This is a genomic window from Streptomyces diastatochromogenes (genome assembly GCF_002242805.1).
Classification (GTDB): domain Bacteria; phylum Actinomycetota; class Actinomycetes; order Streptomycetales; family Streptomycetaceae; genus Streptomyces; species Streptomyces diastatochromogenes.
Genome location: NZ_MCGQ01000023.1, coordinates 213,389 through 232,318, shown reverse-complemented (window position 1 = coordinate 232,318; position 18,930 = coordinate 213,389). Strand labels below are relative to the sequence as shown.

Here is an 18,930-nt window from a genome sequence, read left to right as displayed (position 1 = left end):
CCCGTGTACGGCACCCGCAAGGCCGGCCGCGGCCTCGGCAGGGCCCGGTACACCGCCGCAGCCCTGCTGGCAGCGGCGGCAGCCACCCTTGCCGGCTGCCAACACGGCTCCTCTGACGTCCGGGGAGGCTCCACCACCGGCCCGGCCGGCTGCCCCGCGGTCCACGCCGAGGCCCGGGCCGCGGTCGAAACCGCGGAGAAGACGGACATTCCCTGGGGCGGACCGACGACCGGCCCCCGGGCGGTGTCAGGCAAGAACGTCGTCTTCGTCGCCCAGACCATGACCAATCCCGGAGTCGCGGGCGCCGCCAAGGGCGTACGGGAGGCCGCGCGCGTCATCGGCTGGAACGTCCGGGTGATCGACGGCGGAGGCACCCCCGCCGGCATTCAGGCGGCCATGAGCCAGGCCGTGACCCTCAAGCCCTCGGGCATCGTCATCGGCGGCTTCGACCCCAACTCGACCTCGCAGCAGGTGGCCCAGGCCCGCGCGCGGCGCATCCCGCTCGTCGGCTGGCACGCGCTCGCCGCCCCCGGCCCCAGCCGACGGCCCCCGCTCTTCACCAACGTCACGACCCGGGTCGAGGACGTGGCGGCCATCAGCGGACAGTGGATCATCGTGGACTCCGACGGCCGCGCCGGGGTCGTGCTCATCACCGACGCCTCGATCCCGTTCGCCAAGGACAAGTCCGAGCTGATCCGCAAGGAACTCGCCACCTGTCCGAGCGTGCGGTTGCTCGCGTACGAGAACATCCCCATCTCGGACGCGAGCAGCCGTACCCCGCGGGAGGTCTCGTCCCTCCTCTCCCGCTTCCGGAACAGGTGGACCCACTCCGTCGCCATCAACGACCTGTACTTCGCCGATGCCGCCCCGGCGTTCCGCGCCGCCGGCCGGAAGGGCTCCGGCCCGCCCTACAACATCGGTGCCGGTGACGGCGACCCGTCCGCCTTCCAGCGCATCGAGACCCGGCAGTACCAGGCGGCCACGGTTCCCGAGCCGCTGACCCTCCAGGGCTGGCAGATCATCGACGAGTTCAACCGCGCCTTCTCCGGCCGGCCCGCCAGTGGCTATGTCGCCCCCGTCCACCTGGCCACGGCCGCCAACAGCGACGCCACGACGACCTGGGACCCACCGGGCTACCGGGACGCCTACCGAAGGATCTGGGGCCGGTAGCCGGTGCCCCCGCCCGACGGGGCCGTCACTCCGACTCCGTCACCGTCCGGTACGCCTCCTGACGTACATCGGGCTGCGCGTGCCTGCGGAGCAGGCGCAGCAGGGACCGCCACTCCTCCGGCCAGCCGAGGCTGCCGCCCGTTGCGGTGACCAGCGCGAGGGCCAGGAGGCCGGTGGCGGCGCCGCCGTCCCGGGCCAGCCGGCCGGCCGCCGCCAGAACGGCCCCGGTGTCCTGCGACGGCGCGGGGCGTGTCCAGGAAGCCCGCAACCGGGCGGCGGTCTGCGCCGCGACGGTCACTCCGGCGCCTTCCAGGGCGTCCGCCAGGTCCTGCAGGCGTCCGAGGAGCGCGGCCGGTTCCGAGGCGCGGTCGACCATCCGGCCCAGCAGCTCCGCGCGTTCGGCCGTCAGCAGCGGCTCCGGCGCCAGCTGCCCGACGAGCGCCGCGAGCAGCTCGGGCGGCACGGACTCGCGGGACCCCAGCGACACCAGGGTCCGCAGCCGCTGCAGGGCGGGCAGGTCCCGGTGCTCCAACGCGTCGCAGCCGCCCTCGGGTTCGCGCAGGGCGGCCATCAACCCGGCCACCGCACCGTGGAACACGCTGCCCGGTGCCGCACCACCGACGGGATGCGGGAGGTCGGAGACGGCCAGGTCGCGCAGCACCCACGCCGCGTACTGCCAGTGCGTACGGCTGCCGAGATCGCAGACCGTACGGGAGAGCCGGTCGGCCAGGCGGGGGGCGAAACGGGTCCACACGCCCACGGCCTGCAGTGCGCCGTAGCCCGCGAAGCCTTCGGCCGACGCCAGGCAGGCGTCGTACGCCGCGTCGACCAGGACGGCGTACGGGCCGCGGTGTGACTCGCCCAGCTCCCAAGGGGTGACGTGCAGGAGAGCCTCCGGCACGGCGGGGGCGGCGTCCCGCAGGAGGTCCCAGGCCTCGGGCATGCCGAGCAGCGGCGGCAGTGCGCGAACGACGGCGGACCGCACGTCAGGGTGGCGGTCGGGGGCGTGGAAGGCGCGAGCCAGCAACGTCACAGCCTGCTCAGGAGGCAGGAAGCGGGCGGCGAGCCGTACGGCCTCCTTGCGGGAGGTCACCTTCGCGGACCGCTCACCGGTCAGCAACGGGCCGAGCTGCAGGCCGAGTTCGGACGGGGCGGTGAAGCGGGCGGCGCGTTCCGCCGCGTACACCGCGACCCTCGCCCGGTCTCCGCCCGCCTGCTCCAGCAGAACCGGCAGGGCCTGCCGCGGCCGGTCGGTCCAGGGCAGCGCGGCGAGCGCGCCCTCGGCGACGACCGTCTCACCGTCGTCCTTGAACCGCATCGCGAGGGCGCGTCCCAGCATCCGGCGACGACCGGGTCGGGGTCGGCCAGCCGCGCGGCGAGGAAGCCGGCGTCCTGTGCGGCGAGGAAGCCGGCGTCCTGTGCGGCGAAGGCGGCCAGCGCCGCGAGCCGCCGCTCGTACGGCCCGCGCGCGTCCAGGTCGGTGAGCAGCGGGGCGAGTTGCTCGCTGCCCGCCAGCCCGTGCGCGGTTCTCGCGGTCAGGGACAGGCGGGCAGGGAACGGCAGTGGTTCGAGCGCGGAGAGCAGGTGGTCCGCGGTGATGTGCATCCGTGGATTGTGCCCTGGCCGATTCGCTCGTGCGATCGATTATTTCCGCGGGAGCTGCCACCACGCGGCCGACGCGTCGCGCAGGGTGTTGGTGCCGCAGTGCACCTCGCCCATGCCCAGGTGGTACGTGTAGTAGTCGTCGATGTACGACACCTTCAGGCCGGCCTGCCGGTACGTGGCCGTGACCGCCTCCGTGAAGATGTCCTTGCCGCCGATGACGGGCCCCCACTGACGCGGGGCCAGATAGCGGTCGCGGCCGAGGAGTACACCGTTGACCGCTCCGGGGACGTACGCGCTGGTCGTCACCGTCGCGGGAGCCGCCGCACGCGCATTGGGCCCCTTCCCGGCGAGCCACTTCTGCCGGCCGTGTTCCCGGAGCGCGTCCGCGAGGGCGGAGCCGGCGCCCAGGCGCGTCAGGCGGGGTACGGGAACGGGCCGTCCGCGGCCGTTCTGCGCCTCCGACTCGCGCGTGTACAGGGCGGGTACCCGGACGACCTCGTCGTCGGTGATGCCCGTCTCCCGCTTCAGGATCTCCAGGTTGGCCGCGATGCGCCGCGCGGCCATCTCGTTGTCGGCCACCAGGTGCCGGGAGGCGAGCGCCTGGTCGATGGTCTCCTTCGGCGCCGGTTCGCCGTTCAGGCCCGGGACGGAGAACATCTTCGTCCTGCCGTGGCCGTCGCGCCGCGCGTCGCGCAGTAGCCGCAGCCCGGACGTCGGGTCGGCGATGCCGATCCGCCAGCCTCGCGGGGTGCCGGCCGGCAGGAACTGCACGAACTCGTCGACGTGGCCGACGCCCAGCCAGGAGGTGTCGAGCAGCAGCGGGTCCTGCAGGCCCTGTGACCTGAGCAGCGTGCGCATCGCCTTCGACGGGCGCGCCCCGCTGTCCTTGCGGCGGCCCATGATGATGCGTCCGGCCGGGAACGAGCGCCCGCCGTGCGCGTAGGGCGGGATGGTCTCCAGGTTGCCCATGGAGTTGAGCGACCAGTCGTCCGGGCGGGCCCGGTCGGTGACCTGGACGACGCCGATGTTCCGGCCGCGCACCTTCTCGAACAGCTCCCGGCCCGCCTCCCGGTCCAGCTGCGCGGAGCGCAGCAGCACCCGCATCACCTGCCGGTGGCCGCCCGGACCCGTCATGCTGACGTAGGCCGGCTCCACGAAGTCCTGGGCCCAGGGGTCCCCGTACTTGTCGAACGTGACCAGCGGCTTGGTGATGCCGGCCTTCGTCACCTCCTTCCCCAGGTCCTTGACGAACTTCCGCTGCAGGCGCCCGTACGCGCCCCCGCCCCGGACCTTGGTGACCATCACCTGCTGGGTGTCCTGCAGGTGATGCTGCGTCAGAAGCGGTGCGACCCGCAGGGTGACCGAGTCCGAGGTGGATCCGCCGGCGGACCTCACGGTCAGCCGGATCACCGCACGGCCGTCCCACTTCGCGCTGTCCCGGATCACGTCGGTGGCCTCGACGCCGAACTCCACGCCGGAGCGCAGCTCGGCCGCGGTCAGCCGGGTCCGGGGCGTGACCAGGACCCAGGTGCCGGAGTGCTTCAGGAAGACGTGGGTGTGCCCGGCTCCCGTGGTGATCTTCAGGCTGCCCCTGGCGTCCGCCGCGAGATCCGGCATCGGGACGGAGCGGACCCGGGCGAGGTCGGCGGCGTCCGCGGCGCCGTTGACCTTCTTGTCGGCGCCGTCGTCGCAGGCGGCCAGCTCGGCGTCGGACAGCCGTCTGCCGCCGGGACCGGTGACCGGGCACCGCTTGGTGTCGTCGTCGAGGTTGGGCAGATAGACCGCTCCGCGTCCGACGGACCAGGAGTCCTCACCCGTCTCGTCGGTGGTGCCGCTGATGTCCACCTGCCCGTCACGGTTCACGTCCGCGCGCAGGTCGGCGCGGGACGACGGCTCCGGCGGGGAAGCGGTGGCGCTCGGTGCCGCCAGTACGGTTCCGGCGGCGGCGAGGGCGAGGAGGACGGGTCCGGCAGGGTGCAGGCGTATGCGTGCACGTGAACGCACAGCGTGTTCCTCTCCTTTGGGGGGTGTCGCTGTGCAAGAGGAGGAACACGAGCTGTGCGTTCACTGTGAGAGGCGACCGGGATCCGCCGTTACGGTCCCGTTCGGTGGTCCGGGGCCTCGGAGGTGGGCTTGGTCTTGCGGGGCAGGGCGATCATCTGCTCGTCGTCGAGTATGTGGTCGCCGTAGAGGTCCTGCAGCCAGTTGGTCTGGTAGATGGTGTCGAGGTAGCGCTCGCCGAGGTCGGGTGCGATGGCGACCGCGGTGAGGCCGTGTGTGTTGTGCCGGGACAGCCAGTCCGTCGCGCCGCTGACCACCGTCCCCGTGGAGCCGCCGAACAGGAAGCCGCGTCTGGCCATGCGGTGACAGGTACGGATGGTGTCGGCCTCCTCCACCGGGATCACCTCGTCCACGAAGGACTCGTCGAGCAGCGGGGGAACCATGCTCATGCCCAGGCCGGGGATCATCCGGCGGCCCGGTTTGCCGCCGAAGGCCACCGAGCCGACGCTGTCGATGGCGACGATCCGCACCGGCCGGTGCCACTGCCGGAAGTAGCGCGCGCAGCCCATCAGGGTCCCGGCGGTGCCCGCCCCGACGAACAGCACGTCCAGGCGCGGGAAGTGACTGGCGATCTCCGGTGCGGTCGTACGGTAGTGCGCCCGCCAGTTGCCCGCGTTGGTGTACTGGCTGAGCCACACGTACCGGTTGTCGGACGCGACCAGTGCGCGGACGTACTCGATCCGGGTGCCCAGGAAGCCGCCGTTCGCGTCCAGGTCGGCCACGACGTGCACCTGGCTGCCGAGCGCCTCCATCAGCAGTCGGGTCGACAGGTTGCAACGGGAGTCCGTCACACACAGGAACCGGTAGCCCTTGCTCGCGGCGATCATGCTGAGCGCCACGCCCAGGTTCCCGGAGGACGACTCGACGAGGATGGAATCCGGCGTCAGGATTCCGTCGCGCTCGGCGCTCTCCACCATCTCGTTCGCGGCCTTCAGCTTGATCGAGCCGGCGAAGTTGAAGCCTTCGCACTTCAGGTAGAGGGGGCATCCGAAGATCGACCCGAGGTCGACGAAGAGACTGCCTTCGTTGAAGTCATGGGGAGCGGAAATTACGGGCACGTGGTCCTCCTGGTGCCAGAGCTCAGGGCAACGGCCTCAGCCGTATCGGCGCAGGTCGTGGAAGAAGTCGTCGATGAGGCGGAGGTTGCCCGCCCCGGCTGCTTCGTCGTAGACGAACTTGCCGACGGCGAGATCGAGCACGCCGAGTCCGAAGGGGGAGAAGATCACTGGGCGGTCGTGCGGCGGGGCGGCTCGTCCGAGCATCACGTCGTTGAGCGTGCCGTTCAGGAAGTCGCGGTTGCCGGTGCGCTGTTCGACCAGGTGGGGGGACGTGTCGGCCTTCAGGCAGTGGTCGACGTCGTCCACGAAGTTCGCGGAGGCGAGCAGGACCTCGGGGGAGAGGTCGCGCAGGGAGATGTGCAGGACCAGCGGGTTGTGGTCGAACCAGGCCGGCGAGGTGACATGGGGCTCGCCGGCGATGGTGGCGAAGACCACGAGGTCGCTGGAGCGGATGAGGTCCTCGGCGCTGTCGTGGACGACGACCTCGGCGGTGGTGCCGGCCTCCCGCAGGTAGCCGCAGAATCCGGTGGTGCTCTCGACGGACAGGTCGTGCACGCCGATCGTGTCGAACATCCAGTCGGTGCCGGCCAGGAAGGTGTGGATGTAGCGGGCGATCAGCCCGGTCCCGAAGAAGCCGATCCGGGTGGGGCGCGGCCGGTTGCGGCTGAGCCAGTCGGCGGCCAGCGCGGCGGACGCCGCGGTGCGGGTCGCGCTGATGATGGAGCTTTCGAGACAGGCGAACGGATAGCCCGTGTCGTGGTCGTTGAGGATGAGGACCGCGGAGGCCCGGGGCAGCCCGGCACTCACGTTCTCCGGAAAGCTGGAGACCCACTTCAGCCCGTCCACCTGCACCGAACCCCCGATGGAGGCGGGCAGCGCGATGATCCGCGCGGTGGGCCGGTCGGGGAAGCGCAGGAAGTAGGAGGGCGGGTTGACCGAGTCGCCGGCGCCGTGCAGCCTGTAGGTGGCCTCGACCAGGTCCACGATCTGCTTCTCGCGCCCGCTGAGCGCCTGTTGCACCTGTGTACCGGTGATCACCGCGAACGTCGGCACCGCGACCCCGTGAGGGAGGGTCCGCTGGGTGGCGCTGGACAGCAGTTGGGTCATCGCTCGCTCGCCTCCGAGGTCGGCCAGCAGTCGGCCAGGCGGCGGGGCTCGGCCATGCCGACCAGTACCTGCCGCTCTCCGGTGAAGGGCTCTCTGCTGTGGGCGGTGCGCAGGTTGTCGACGAGCATCAGGTCACCGGCCTGCCAGGGCTCGCGTCGGGTGTGCTCTTCGTAGGTGGTGTTGAGCAGCTGGACGACGTCCTCGCCGATCGGGGTGCCGTCTCCGTAGCGGGTGTTGAACGGCAGCCCGTCCGCCCCGTAGACGTCCACCAGGTACTCGCGCACCTCCGGGGCCAGCGTCCACTCGTTGAGGAAGGCGATCTGGTTGAACCAGCAGCGCCTGCCGGTGAGCGGGTGCCGCACGATCGCGCTGCGGCGCTGCTCGGTGCGCAGGGAGCCGTCGGGCTGCCAGGCGAAGTCGATGCCGTGGGCGCGGCAGTACTGCTCGATCTCGGTGTGGTCCTCGGTGCCGAACGACTCCGTCAGGGAGGCCCCGATCTCGTCGTTGTAGGCGCGGGTCAGCAGCCAGCCCTCCTGCTCGAACCGTTCCGTCAGCTTGGTGGGCAGTGCCTGGAGCACCTGTTCCGCGTCGGCCACCGCGGTCGCCCCGCCCTCGCCGGGCGCGGTCAGACACGCGAACAGCATCAGGCCGGGAACCTCCAGCCGGTAGCTCAACTCGTGGTGCATGCACATCGGCTGGTTGGCCGGCCAGGTCGTGGAGGAGTACAGCCCTGGGCCGTACGCCTCACGGGGGGCGAAGGCCTCCCGCTCCGGCATGAGAGCTCCGGCGAGCCCGGCGAAGACGGCACCGGTCCGGGACGCGTCCCGCAGCGCCAGGCCGCGGACGAGGAGGGCCCCGTGCTCGGTGACCTGCGCACGCAGCGACTCGCGGTGCTCGGCCGCCCAACTCGCCGCGTCACCGGGGGAATCGACGTGCAGGATCGCGGGTCTGTCCGGCCGCAGCTCCACGTCGAGCGGTGCTGCCAGAGGTGAGGACGACATCTCGGTTTCCCTTCGGTTGCCCGTCTTGAGGCGCCGCGCGGCTCAGTTGGAGGCCAGCGGGGCCACGACACCCAGGACGGCCTGTGCTGCCTCGGCCGGACGGGTGCGAGTGAAGTAGTGGCCGCCGTCGGCCAGCTCGTGCAGGTCCACGTGCTCGGCCAGGAGCAGCCAGTCCCGGTAGTGGTGGGCGTGGCCGGCCGTGTGCGGATCGTCGGCGGCGACGACCACCGAGACCGGCGCGGACAGCTTCACCGGCGGCGGCCCGTCCAGCGCGGCGCAGAAATAGCGGTGCGCGGACACACAGTCGTGCCGGTAGGCGGCGCCGATGTGCTCGGCGTGCTGCGCGTTCAGTTCCGCGAGTTCCGTGTAGCCGCTGTCCGAGGTGAGCCGCGCGGCGATCTCCGCGTTGCTCCGGCTCGTCAGTTCGCCGACGGCGGCGTGCCGGTCGGCGGCGGTGCCGAGCAGCTGCGCGCCGAGGAACACGCGCGGCACGTCCACACCCTGCTCCTGGAGTCTCCTGGCCGTCTCCAACGCCGGTGCGGTGCCCGACGAGTGGCCCCAGAGCACGACCCGGGTCAGGCCGCGCGCGGTGATCTCGGCGGCGACCCGCTCCGCCACCTGCGCGATCGACGCGAACGGCTCCGGGTGGGACGCCAGGTCGTGACCGGGCAGGTCCACCGCGAGGACCGCCATGCCGTGGCCCGCCAACGCGCTCGCCATCGGCTGGTAGTTGACCGCGTTGCCGCCCGCGTAGGGGAAGCACACCAGCGCGCACCGAGGCGTACCGCCCGCTGCCGACAGGGGCTGGAGCAGCTCCGGGTGGGGCCGGGGCGTGCCGTCGAGGAGGGCGGCCAGGTCGGCGAGTACCGGGTGCCGGGTGATGTCCTTGAGGGACACCGCGCGGTCCAGTGCGATGGTGAGTTTGACCGCCGTCAGGGAGGTGCCCCCGGCGTCGAAGAAGTGGTCCTCGCGGCCGATCCGGTGCTCGGGGACGCCCAGCAGTTCCGCCCAGGCGGTCGCCAGCCTCCGCTCGGTCGGGGTGAGCGGGACGCTCTCGTCCGCGCCGGCCACGGAGGGTTCCGGCTGCGTGGCCAGGGCGGTGAGCGCCTTCCGGTCGATCTTGCCGTTGGCGGTCAGCGGCAGGCCGGCCTGCCAGTGGAAGGCCGAGGGGATCATGTAGCCGGGCAGTACCGCACCCAGCGCCTCGCGCAGCCGGTCCGCGTCCAGGCGCCGGCCCGTGTAGAAGGCGATCAGATGCTTGCTCCGGCCGGCCCGCTCGGCGACGACCACCGCACCGTCCCGCACCCCGGCCACCCGCAGCAGGGCGTTCTCGATCTCGCCGATCTCGATGCGGAAGCCTCGGATCTTGACCTGGTTGTCCCGGCGGCCGAGGAACTCCAGCTTGCCGCCCGGGTGCCAGCGCCCCCAGTCACCCCCGAGGTAGAGCCGCTCACCCGGACGGAACGGGTCCTCGCGATAGGCCTCACGGGTCCGCTCGGGATCGTTGACGTACCCACGGCCCACGCAGACACCGGAGAAGGCGATCAGTCCCGGGGCGCCCAGCGGCACCAGCGACAGATGCTCGTCCACGACATGGACGTTTACGTTGTTGACCGCACGCCCCAGCAGAACCCGCTCCGGGACCGCGTCCATGACCTCGTGGTTGGTGTCGTCCGAGGTCTCGGTCAGCCCATAGGCGTTGACCAGCCTGATCCCCGGCTGGAGCGCGAACCACCGCTGGACCAGCTCCCGTTTCAGTGCCTCACCGGTCACCGACACACAGCGCAGGTCCGGCAACTCGCGCGGGTGCCGCTCCAGATACGAGACCACGACCTCCAGATAGGAGGGCACCACCTGCGCCACACCGGCCCGGCCGCGGACCAGCGTGTCCACGAACCGCTCCACGTCCACGATCACGTCCTGGCCGACCAGCAGCGTCCGCCCGCCCACCAGCAGCGAGGACACCAGCTGCCACAGCGAGATGTCGAAGCACTGCGGGGCGGTCTGTGCCACCACACTGCCCTCGCCGATCCCCAAGTCGTCGATCTTGGCGTGGAGATGGTTGAGCATGCCCGCGTGCTCGCACATCGCCCCCTTCGGCTCGCCGGTGGAGCCGGACGTGAAGTAGATGTAGGCCAGCTGACCGGCGTCGACCCGCACTCCGACGTCACCCTCGGCGTGCCCTTCCGCGTACGCCCCCTCGATCAGCAGCTTCTCGACCCCGGGCAGGGTGGCCAGGGCCTGGTCGAGGGTGTGGGCGCTGCCGGACTCGGTCAGGACCAGCCGGCACCCCGCGCGCGACAGCGTCGCCGCGACACGGTCGGCGGGGAAGTGCGGCTCGATCGGCAGGTAGGCGCCGCCCGCCTTGAACACCGCCAGGGTCGCGGCCATCCAGTCGAGATGGCGTTCGGTGACCACGGCCACCACGTCTTCCCGGCCCAGCCCCCGCGTCAGCAGCGCCCGCGCCAACCGGTTCGCGCGCGCGTTGAGTTCTCCGTACGTCCACTGCTGCTCGCCGCACACGGCCGCCACCGCTTCCGGATGCGCCCGTACCCGCTGTTCGAACAGTTCGTGCGCCCGCGCGTCGGGCAGCACCCGGCGGGGCCCGGCCAGCTCTTCCAGCTGTTCCTGCACTTCGTCGGCGGACAGCAGACTCTGTCGCGCGTGCTCGGCGTCCACGTCGGCCGTCATCAGCCGCAGCGCCGTCAGGTGATAGCCGGCGATCCGGGCCGCACTCGTGGCGTCCAGGACGTCGGTACGGTACCGGAGCCGCAGCCTCAGCCGCCCGTCCCGGTCGGACCAGTGCACATGCAGGACTCCGTCGTCGGCCACCGTGTTCTCGGCCCCGCCCCGGGGACCGAACACGACCTCGTACGACGGCTCCACCACCTCCAGCTCCCGGCGCAGCTCGTCCACCGGGAACTCCCGGTGCGCCAGCAGCTCCGCCTCGGCGTGCTGAGCGGCCGCGACCAGTGCGCGCCAGGACCCGGGGGGAACCGTCAGCCGGCAGGGCAGCGGCTCGCCCCGCACCCCGGCGGCGTACCCCGTCACCACGTCCTGCTCGCCGGAGAGCGCGGCCAGCACCTTGGCGTGCGCGGCCAGCAGCAGCGCGCTGACCGGTACGCCCAGCTGCCGCACCAGCCCACGGGCGGCGTCCGCCACGTCGTCCGGCACCGACACCTCGTGCTCGGCCGCTCCGGGAGCCGGCTCCCGAACCCAGCGTGGCACCGTGGTGGTACCGCCGGCGGTCAGCACGCGGCTCCAGAACTCCCGGTCCGCTTCCAGGTGCGTTTCCATCGAATGGCCTTCCTCAACTCAGGGTCGCCGCGGGGGCGTCGGCCGAAGAGGGTGATGTCGTCCGGTCGCTGCCGCTGAGCTGTTCGGCGGCATCCGGCATGTCCACGGCGGGGTTGCCGCCCCACCGTGCGCGTGCGGGGACCTCCTCGCCCTTCATGAGGAAGGAGTCGGGTGCCAGCACGGCGCCGTCGCCCATCGTCACGCCGTAGTGCACATGGGCGCCGATGCCCAGCGTGCAGCCGGCGCCGAGCGTGGTGCCGTCGGACTTGAAGGTGCCGTCCTCCTGCGAGTGGCACTGGATCTTGCTCCCGGCGTTGAGGGTGCAGTCGTCGCCGATGGTGGTGAGGGACCGCTCCGTCAGGTAGCAGCCGTCGTCCAGCACCCTGCTGCCGATGCGTACGCCCAGCAGCCGCCAGACCAGGCTCTTGAACGGGGTTCCGTTGAAGATGTTGAGGTACTGGTCCGGCACCTTCCACAGGCGCTCGTGCCACCAGAAGTAGGGGTCGTAAATGGAGCACAACTGGGGGCGCAGCGCACGGAATCTGGTGATGCAGCGTTCCAGCAGGACGTAGTAGAGGGTGGAGAACCCGAGCGTGAGTGCCAGATAGGTGGCGATCACCACGTGGCCGAGCACGCCGTAGAGGTCGACGGAAGCAAGTCCGAATGCCGTGAGCACAAAGGTGTGCAGCCATCTCGCGAACAGGTGGAGGACCATCGAGCGGAGGTTGTAATGGTTCTTCGCGGCGAGACGGTCTCGGAACGTGTCTCCGGTCCTGAGGTCGTCGAACCGGGAGTCGCGCTCCACCGACCGGGGAATCTCGAAGCAGGGCGAGCCGAGGAGCCCTACGCCTTCGCGGACCTCACCGTCGAGGGGAATCATCACCTTCGTCGCGAGCAGGCAGTTGTCACCCGTCCTGCCGCCCGTGGGATAGGCGATGTTGTTCCCGAGGAAGTTGTGCGGTCCGATCGATGCCCGGGACACCCGGAACGACGTACTGGAGAAGTCCGCGTTCACGATGGAGAGCCCGTCGGCCACCATCGTGCCGCTGCCGACGGAGACCAGATACGGGGTCTCGTGCTGCACCTCGGTACCGAAGTTCGACCCGGTCTGCTCGACGCGGGACAGGTCGTATCCGAGCGCGTGCAGGTAGTACACGATGTAGGAGCTGTCACCGAAGAGCCACTTGAAGAACTTGATGTTCGTCATGCGCGACGTCGCCTGGTGCAGCGCGTAGTGGAATCCGTAGAGCGGATAGACCCGGTCGGGCTTGACGGCCAGACTCACCAGACGCGGCACGGTGAACAGGGCGGCGAGGCCCAGGACCAGGAAGCCGAGGAACAGGACGAGGGACAGGGACAGCGAGTCGGAGATCAGTTCCGACCAGGAGAGTGAACCCGTGTCCGGGCCGAGTCGCTTGCCGATCGCCGGGACCGCGTTGAACAGCATGTACAGCCCGCCGACGGCCAGCGGTATGTACAGGAAGAACAGCTGGAGCAGGCTGGCGAGGCCGAACCAGGTCCGGCGCAAGGTACCGCACTTCGCCGGCGCGACCCTGACGTAGTCGATCTCCGTGGGCAGGGCCGGGGTCCCGTGCCAGTGCTCACCGTCCGGCACCGCCTGGCCGCGGTACAGGGCGGACGAGTGCCCCAGTTGGGCTCCGTCGCCCATCGACGTGTCGATGTCGAGGACGGTCTTCTCCCCGATGAACACCTCGCGGCCGAGCGTGACCCGGCCGGTCTGGATACGACCGGCGTGGGCTCGGTAGCCGAGGAAGAACGACTCCTTGCGGATCACCGCACCGTCGCCGATCGTGAGCAGGTCGGTGCAGACCGGGACGGAGTGGGAGAGGATCGTGACTCCCTTGCCGATGTGCGCGCCGAGTGCCCGAAGGTAGAGCACATACAGCGGATTGCCGGCGAAGAGAATCATCGGATTGCCGTGGAGCAGCACCTTCACGAACCAGAAGCGCAGATAGGCCAGACTCCAGACAGGGATCTCCGTCGGTTTCCAGCGGCCTATGAGGATCCATTTGGCGAAGACCGGGAACATGCACAGGGCCACGAACCCGATACCCCCGAAGAACAGGGACCGCAGATAGATGTGGACCAGGCCCGAGCCGGCGGCTATCCACTCGTAACCCCGGGCGGTGGCAAAACCGGCGACCAGGGAGTATGCCAGGAAAAACAGCAGCTGGAACGCCCCGCAGAGTACATGGTTCGGTCTGCGTGTCGCCGTCGTTGTCGGCTGTGCCGGCGGTGGCGCCGGTTGCGATGAAGCGGCGGGAGCGGGAGTGGCTTCCGCGAGAGCCGCTGTCAGGCTCCGGATCGTGGGGTGCCGGTAGATGTCCTTCATGGACGCCGACGGCAGATCCGGTATTTTCCTGACCCGCGCACAGAACTGGGCCATCACCAAGGAATTGGCACCGAGATCGGTGAAGAAGTGGCTGTCGAGCGGAACCTGTTCGACGCACGAGACGTCGGCCAGAATGCCCGCGAGCCTTTTCTCGGTATCTGTCCTCGTCGGGCCGGAACCGCTCTGCCTGGCGGCGACTGCTTTGTCCGACCCGGATATATGGACCTCTGAGGACTGCTCCACCATGCGATCTCCCGGAACGTCTGGATCGGGCGGGTGCTTGCTGATCACGAACCGCCGGGTTCAGTTTCGGTCGGCCACCGTGAGGGTGCCACTTCGAATCGACCACCGTTCGAGCGCGGAATGCCCGACGGCCCCGTGTTCCCTGGCTCCCCGCAGCACGGGGGAGCATTACGGATCACCCGAATGGGGGCCGTTCCCGAAGGGCCGGACAAGCTGCCGGCGCCGACTTCCGGACGCGGAAAAAGGGACGGTGCCGGGCGTCCCTTCCCGGCACCGTCCCGGACCGTGTGCCGCTCAGGACACGGTCCGTCTGGGGTGAAGCGTCAGGCGACTTCCGCGCGCTCCTTCTCGGCCTCCACGGCCTTCTCCTGGCGGTGCTTCGCGCCGGACTTACGGCCGGGCAGGACGGCCAGGACGATCATGGTGCCGGCGGTCATGATGATCCCGCCGACGAGGCTGGTCTGGGCGACACCGTGGGCGAAGGACTCGTGCACCGCGTCCACCAGGGCCTGGGCCTGCTGAGGGCCGCCGGACGGGCTCTTCGCGACCTGGCCGGCGACCGCGAGGCCGGCCCCCACGGACTCCTTGGCGCTGTCCAGCGCGGCGGCCGGGAGATGGCCGCCGACCAGGTCGCCCAGCCTGTCCTTGTAGGCGGTGCCCAGCAGCGAGCCCAGGATGGCGATGCCGAGGGAGCCGCCCAGCTCCAGGGAGGTGTCGTTGGCGCCGCCGCCGACACCCAGTTCGGACTCGGGGAAGGAACCCATGATCGTGTCGGTGGCGGGGGAGACGCTCAGCCCGATCGCGAAGCCGAGCAGCAGCAGCGAGGGCAGGAAGTCGGTGTACGCCGAGCCCTGGTCGATCCGGATGAGCAGGAACACGGCCACGGTGCCGATGATCATGCCGGGCACGACCATGGCCTTCACTCCGAGCTTCGGGGTCAGCCTGCCGGTCACCGCGGCGCCGGCGAAGACCGCACCGGCCAGCGGCAGCAGGCGCACACCGGTCTCCAGCGCGTCGTAACCGAGGACGAACTGCAGGAACTGCGTGGAGTAGTAGATCGATCCGAAGGCGCCGAAGAAGAAGAACAGAACGGCGATCATCGAGCCGCTGAAGGGACGCAGCCGGAACTTGCGGACGTCCAGCATCGGGTTCGGGTGCTTCAGCTCCCACACGGTGAAGGCCACGAAGCCCAGACCGGCGACCACGGCCGCGGTGACGGGACCAGTGCCCCAGCCGAAGTGCGGGCCCTCGATGATGGCGTACACCAGGGAGCCGACGGAGACCATCGACAGCAGACCGCCGACGTAGTCGATCCCGCCCATGCCCGCCGCCTTCGACGGCGGCACCAGCACGAGCGCGCCGATGACGGCGACGACGGCGATCGGCACGTTGATCAGGAAGGTCGAGCCCCACGCGTGGTCCCGCAGCAGCCAGCCGGCGACCAGCGGGCCGACGGCGATGGCGAGGCCCGAGGTGGCCGTCCAGGCGGTGATGGCGCGGGCCCGCTCCTGCTTCGGGAAGATCGCCACCAGCAGGGAGAGCGTGGCCGGCATGACCACGGCCGCGCCGACGCCCATGACGGCCCGGGCGGTGATGACCAGGTCGGTCCGGTCGACCTGGCTGCCCATCACCGAGCCGCCCGCGAAGATCAGCAGGCCCGTGACGAGGGCGCCCCGGCGGCTGTACTTGTCGCCGATCGAGCCGAGTACCAGCATCAGCGCGGCGTAGGGGACGGTGTAGCCGTCGATGACCCACTGCAGGTCGCTGCTGCTGAGCCGCAGGTCCTTGGTCATGTCGGGGGCGGCCACGATCAGGGACGTGTTGGCCATGACCACGATCAGCAGACTCAGGCACAGCACGACCAGCGCGAACCAGCGCCGGGGATAGGGCCCGGTCATCTTCTCGACCGGTGTCTGGGCGAAGAGCGGCATCACAAACTCCTAGGGGTGAAGCGGCAGCCTCGGGGTGGGGTGGCAGAAGCGGTGCGGGGTGCGGGGTGCGACCCCGGGCACTGCGGGCACTGCGGGCACTGCGGGGCGGTTAATTGCCCAACGATGTGCAGACTAGTTTGTTGCTCGCCCATGTGCAAGTATTACTTGCCCAACGATGTGCAAGAGGGCGATGCCCCCCGCCGACCGGAGGTCCCGACGTGATCGACCGCCCCGACCTGTCCGGCCACCGGCGCCGGACGCTCACCACGAGAACCCGCATCCTGGAAGCGGCCCGGCAGGAGCTGGGGCGTGACCCCGAGAGCAGCCTGGGCGACATCGCCGAGGCCGCCGGTGTGGCCCGGCGTACCGTCTACGGGCACTTCGGCGGCCGGTCCGCGCTCGTCGAGGGGCTCGTGGAGGACGCGGCGAAGGCGCTGCGGGACGCGCTCGACGGGATCGCGCTGCCGATACCGGACGCGGTCACCGCCCTGGCGCGCTTCGTGCTGACGCTCTGGCCGATCGGCGACCGCTACCGCATGCTGCTGCGTCTCGCCCCGCAGGACCTGGCCCCCGAACACGTGGACTGCGTCCTCAGCCCCGCCCGCGCGACCGCGACCGCGATCATCGCCGCGGGTCAGCGGCAGGGCGTCTTTCACACCGACGTTCCGGAGACCGCGCTCAGCCGCGCCCTGGAGGCCTACGTCCTGGCGCTGCTCGACTGCGTCAACAACGGCACGTGGTCCGACGACGGCACGCACACCGCGGCCGCCGCCCTGATCGCCGTGGGAGTCCACCGTGACCTCGCCGCAGCGCACGTCGACCGGCTCCGTCAGCCCGAGCGCATCGGCGCCTGAGCGCCCCCATCCCCCGGAGGAAACCCGTGTCCCAGTCCTCGTACGACACCGAACCCGCCTATGGCGACGGCTCCGTGTACATCAGCCCCCCGCCCCTCGGGCGCCGCCGCAGGATCGTGATCGTCGCCGTCGCGTCCCTGGCGGCACTGGTCCTGACCGGCGTCACGGCCGACCGGTTCGTCGCGGGCCGCGTGGAGAGTCGTACGGCCAGGGCGTTCCAGGACGGCATGGACACCCCGAACCGCCCCTCGGTGCACGTCAGCGGCTTCCCGGTGCTCACCCAGCTGGCCTCCGGCACCCTGCGGCACGTGGACATCACCGCCCACGACATCCCCGCGCACGGTTCGACGCGGCCCCTGCCGATCACCCGGCTCACCCTCGGCATCGACGACCTGAAGCCCTCCGGTGACGCCGACAAGGCCCACGCGCGCGCCGTCGAGGCGACCGCGTTCCTCTCGTACGAGGACCTGTCCGACGCGCTCGGCCTGCGACTCTCCCAGGACTCCGAGCCGGGCCGGGTCCGGGCGACCGTCGCTCTCCCGCTCGGCGGCCAGGCCACCGTGAGCACGGCCGTCTCGGCGGTCTCCGGCAACCGCATCGCGTTCACGGACTTCCGTGTCGCCGAAGGAGTCCTGCCCGGTCCGGCGAAGGCCCTGCTCGACAGGATCTTCGCGGCCCCGATCCCGCTCCGGAACATCCCCGAGGGTCTCCACCTCAGGTCTCTCACACCGACGGCGAACGGTGTCGCCGCGCGCTTCACCGGTCGCACGGTCACCTTCCGACCGGCCGCCTCGACCGCGTGACCTAGGGGGTGTCTTCTGGATCATGCCGGCGACGCGGGGTCTGGCACGCACATCTGCCGCGTTGTCGTCACTCGCCGACGCTCCGCGTCGACTCCCTCCTCCGCCTTGCAGCTGCACGCACCAGACCCCGCTCAGGTCGGCCACCAACGCACCCGGCGCAATGGCGCCGACCTGATCCAGAAGACACCCCCTAACCCTCGTCGGAGCCCTCGTCGCGTACCTCCGCGGCGACCGCCTCGACCACGTCGACCGCCTGCCGCTCCGGTACGCCCGCCGCGACCAGCGTGGCGACGGCTGACCGGGTGCCGTCGTCCTCCCACGCGCCCGCGTTGACGCTCTCCAGCAGGGACAGGGTCAGGGCCTCAAGGCCGGCGTTCAGCACGGCCGGCGGCAGGTGGTCGTGGAAGACGCCCTGCCGCTGTCCGTGCTCCAGGATGACCGCGGCCTCCTCGCGGGCCGGGGACAGCACCTCGGACACCCGCTCCATGCCCAGGTCCTGGCGGGCCAGCGCCAGCAGCAGGCGGTAGCGGTCGCCCACGGGCCAGATCGCGAGGACGAAGCGGGCCAGCGCGCGCTCGGGCGGCTCCGCCGTGCCGGGCTGCCGTGCGACGGCGGCCTGCAGGGCCTCGGCGGCCTCCTCGGCGAGCGCCTCGACCAGGGCCGCGCGCCCGGGGAAGTGCCCGAACACCGTACGGCGCACCACGCCCGCGGCCCGGGCGATCTCCTCCAGGGTGGCATCGGGGTTCCGGCCCAGTTCCTGCCGGGCGGTGGCCAGGATCCGGGCCCGGTTGGACCGGGCGTTGCTCCGGATCGGGGCGCGGACCACGGGCTTCGATGCCACGACACAACCTCACGACTGACAGCGGTGCACTTACGGCGACTCATCCTGCCATGGCCGAAAGCACCTGCCCGGTCGGGACGGGCAGGTCAGGTACCGAGCCGCGGATCCCTGCCGATGACCGGCTCGGTGTGCTCGACGGCGAAGGCGTGGACGGCCGTCATGACCGTGTGCTGGTCGGCGACCAGGCCGGCGACGGCCGTGGACGCCAGGATGTCGTCCACGGCCGCGCGGTCGGCCAGCGGCCTCCCCGGGGGCCGGTCAGGTTGCCGAGCACCCGGGCGAAGACGTTCTGTTCGTCGAGATAGACCTCCCGCATGTGGACGGGGGCGGTGAGGACGGCGGCCACGCCGGTCATGCGGACTTCGGCGATGCCGTCGCAGCGCCAGGTCGCGGGAACGGCGGTGCCCACCGTGGCGGACGACGGCCAGTAGCCGTGATCCGTGGGCGAGAAGTGGTGCTGGCGGTATTCGACGAGGCCCGGCAGCCGCGACACGATCCGCGCGTGCGGCCCTTTCCAGTACTGGAGAGCGGCTGCCCTCGTCAGGTCCTCGCGGAGCCGGACCGGGAAGATCCCGGACATGGTCGGCTCGGGGGTCATGCGTGCTC

General features: G+C 70.9%; 13 protein-coding genes. 3 read left to right on the top strand and 10 right to left on the bottom strand.

The window, feature by feature from the left end:
• The first annotated feature begins 3 nt into the window (after positions 1–3).
• Positions 4–1,170 carry a substrate-binding domain-containing protein gene (locus BEK98_RS27355; protein WP_094219325.1) on the top strand — a complete coding sequence of 389 codons (1,167 nt, stop codon included), beginning with the start codon at positions 4–6 and terminating at the stop codon, positions 1,168–1,170.
• Between the two features lie 25 nt (positions 1,171–1,195).
• On the opposite strand, the gene BEK98_RS27350 is transcribed toward BEK98_RS27355, so the two are convergent.
• The 8 genes from BEK98_RS27350 to BEK98_RS27315 form a co-directional block, all read right to left on the bottom strand.
• The gene (locus tag BEK98_RS27350) at positions 1,196–2,509 is read right to left on the bottom strand and encodes a hypothetical protein (RefSeq protein WP_208643244.1); all 1,314 of its coding nucleotides are present in this window, start codon (positions 2,507–2,509) and stop codon (positions 1,196–1,198) included.
• Positions 2,510–2,814: 305 nt separating this feature from the next.
• A complete protein-coding gene (locus tag BEK98_RS27345) occupies positions 2,815–4,779 on the bottom strand; it encodes a protein-arginine deiminase domain-containing protein (RefSeq protein WP_094219324.1) in 1,965 nt (654 codons plus the stop codon).
• 89 nt (positions 4,780–4,868) lie between these two features.
• Positions 4,869–5,894, bottom strand: coding sequence for a 2,3-diaminopropionate biosynthesis protein SbnA (gene sbnA, locus BEK98_RS27340; RefSeq protein WP_094219323.1), 1,026 nt, complete (start codon positions 5,892–5,894; stop codon positions 4,869–4,871).
• A 36-nt stretch (positions 5,895–5,930) separates the two neighbouring features.
• Positions 5,931–7,001: a 2,3-diaminopropionate biosynthesis protein SbnB gene (gene sbnB / locus BEK98_RS27335; protein WP_094219322.1), complete on the bottom strand. Its 1,071-nt coding sequence runs from the start codon at positions 6,999–7,001 to the stop codon at positions 5,931–5,933.
• Positions 6,998–8,002 carry a TauD/TfdA family dioxygenase gene (locus BEK98_RS27330; RefSeq protein ID WP_094219321.1) on the bottom strand — a complete coding sequence of 335 codons (1,005 nt, stop codon included), beginning with the start codon at positions 8,000–8,002 and terminating at the stop codon, positions 6,998–7,000. Before BEK98_RS27330 ends, sbnB begins: the two co-directional genes overlap by 4 nt.
• A gap of 42 nt (positions 8,003–8,044) precedes the next feature.
• A complete protein-coding gene (locus BEK98_RS27325; protein ID WP_094219320.1) occupies positions 8,045–11,299 on the bottom strand; it encodes a non-ribosomal peptide synthetase in 3,255 nt (1,084 codons plus the stop codon).
• A 13-nt stretch (positions 11,300–11,312) separates the two neighbouring features.
• Positions 11,313–13,898 (bottom strand): Pls/PosA family non-ribosomal peptide synthetase, encoded by a 2,586-nt coding sequence (locus BEK98_RS27320; protein ID WP_094219319.1) that lies wholly within the window; start codon positions 13,896–13,898, stop codon positions 11,313–11,315.
• A gap of 320 nt (positions 13,899–14,218) precedes the next feature.
• Positions 14,219–15,826, bottom strand: a complete 1,608-nt coding sequence (locus BEK98_RS27315) for an MFS transporter (protein ID WP_094219318.1) — start codon at positions 15,824–15,826, stop codon at positions 14,219–14,221.
• 218 nt (positions 15,827–16,044) lie between these two features.
• Here BEK98_RS27315 and BEK98_RS27310 point away from each other — a divergent pair, with 218 nt between their 5' ends.
• Positions 16,045–16,680 carry a TetR/AcrR family transcriptional regulator gene (locus BEK98_RS27310; RefSeq protein ID WP_244202007.1) on the top strand — a complete coding sequence of 212 codons (636 nt, stop codon included), beginning with the start codon at positions 16,045–16,047 and terminating at the stop codon, positions 16,678–16,680.
• Positions 16,681–16,706: 26 nt separating this feature from the next.
• Positions 16,707–17,483 (top strand): LmeA family phospholipid-binding protein, encoded by a 777-nt coding sequence (locus tag BEK98_RS27305; RefSeq protein ID WP_244202006.1) that lies wholly within the window; start codon positions 16,707–16,709, stop codon positions 17,481–17,483.
• A gap of 190 nt (positions 17,484–17,673) precedes the next feature.
• Here BEK98_RS27305 and BEK98_RS27300 read toward each other — a convergent pair whose 3' ends face one another.
• Together BEK98_RS27300 and BEK98_RS27295 are read right to left on the bottom strand one after the other, a co-directional pair.
• Positions 17,674–18,324, bottom strand: coding sequence for a TetR/AcrR family transcriptional regulator (locus tag BEK98_RS27300; RefSeq protein WP_094219317.1), 651 nt, complete (start codon positions 18,322–18,324; stop codon positions 17,674–17,676).
• Between the two features lie 157 nt (positions 18,325–18,481).
• A complete protein-coding gene (locus BEK98_RS27295) occupies positions 18,482–18,922 on the bottom strand; it encodes a hypothetical protein (RefSeq protein ID WP_094219316.1) in 441 nt (146 codons plus the stop codon).
• Between the last annotated feature and the right edge of the window lie 8 nt (positions 18,923–18,930).

What these genes read in the sequence shown, in the direction of transcription:
- BEK98_RS27330 (WP_094219321.1), bottom strand. Translation starts at nt 8,002, where the DNA reads ATGTCGTCCTCACCTCTGGCAGCACCGCTCGACGTGGAGCTGCGGCCG.
- BEK98_RS27315 (WP_094219318.1), bottom strand. Translation starts at nt 15,826, where the DNA reads ATGCCGCTCTTCGCCCAGACACCGGTCGAGAAGATGACCGGGCCCTAT.
- sbnB (WP_094219322.1), bottom strand. Translation starts at nt 7,001, where the DNA reads ATGACCCAACTGCTGTCCAGCGCCACCCAGCGGACCCTCCCTCACGGG.
- BEK98_RS27350 (WP_208643244.1), bottom strand. Translation starts at nt 2,509, where the DNA reads ATGCTGGGACGCGCCCTCGCGATGCGGTTCAAGGACGACGGTGAGACG.
- BEK98_RS27325 (WP_094219320.1), bottom strand. Translation starts at nt 11,299, where the DNA reads ATGGAAACGCACCTGGAAGCGGACCGGGAGTTCTGGAGCCGCGTGCTG.
- BEK98_RS27320 (WP_094219319.1), bottom strand. Translation starts at nt 13,898, where the DNA reads ATGGTGGAGCAGTCCTCAGAGGTCCATATATCCGGGTCGGACAAAGCA.
- BEK98_RS27295 (WP_094219316.1), bottom strand. Translation starts at nt 18,922, where the DNA reads ATGACCCCCGAGCCGACCATGTCCGGGATCTTCCCGGTCCGGCTCCGC.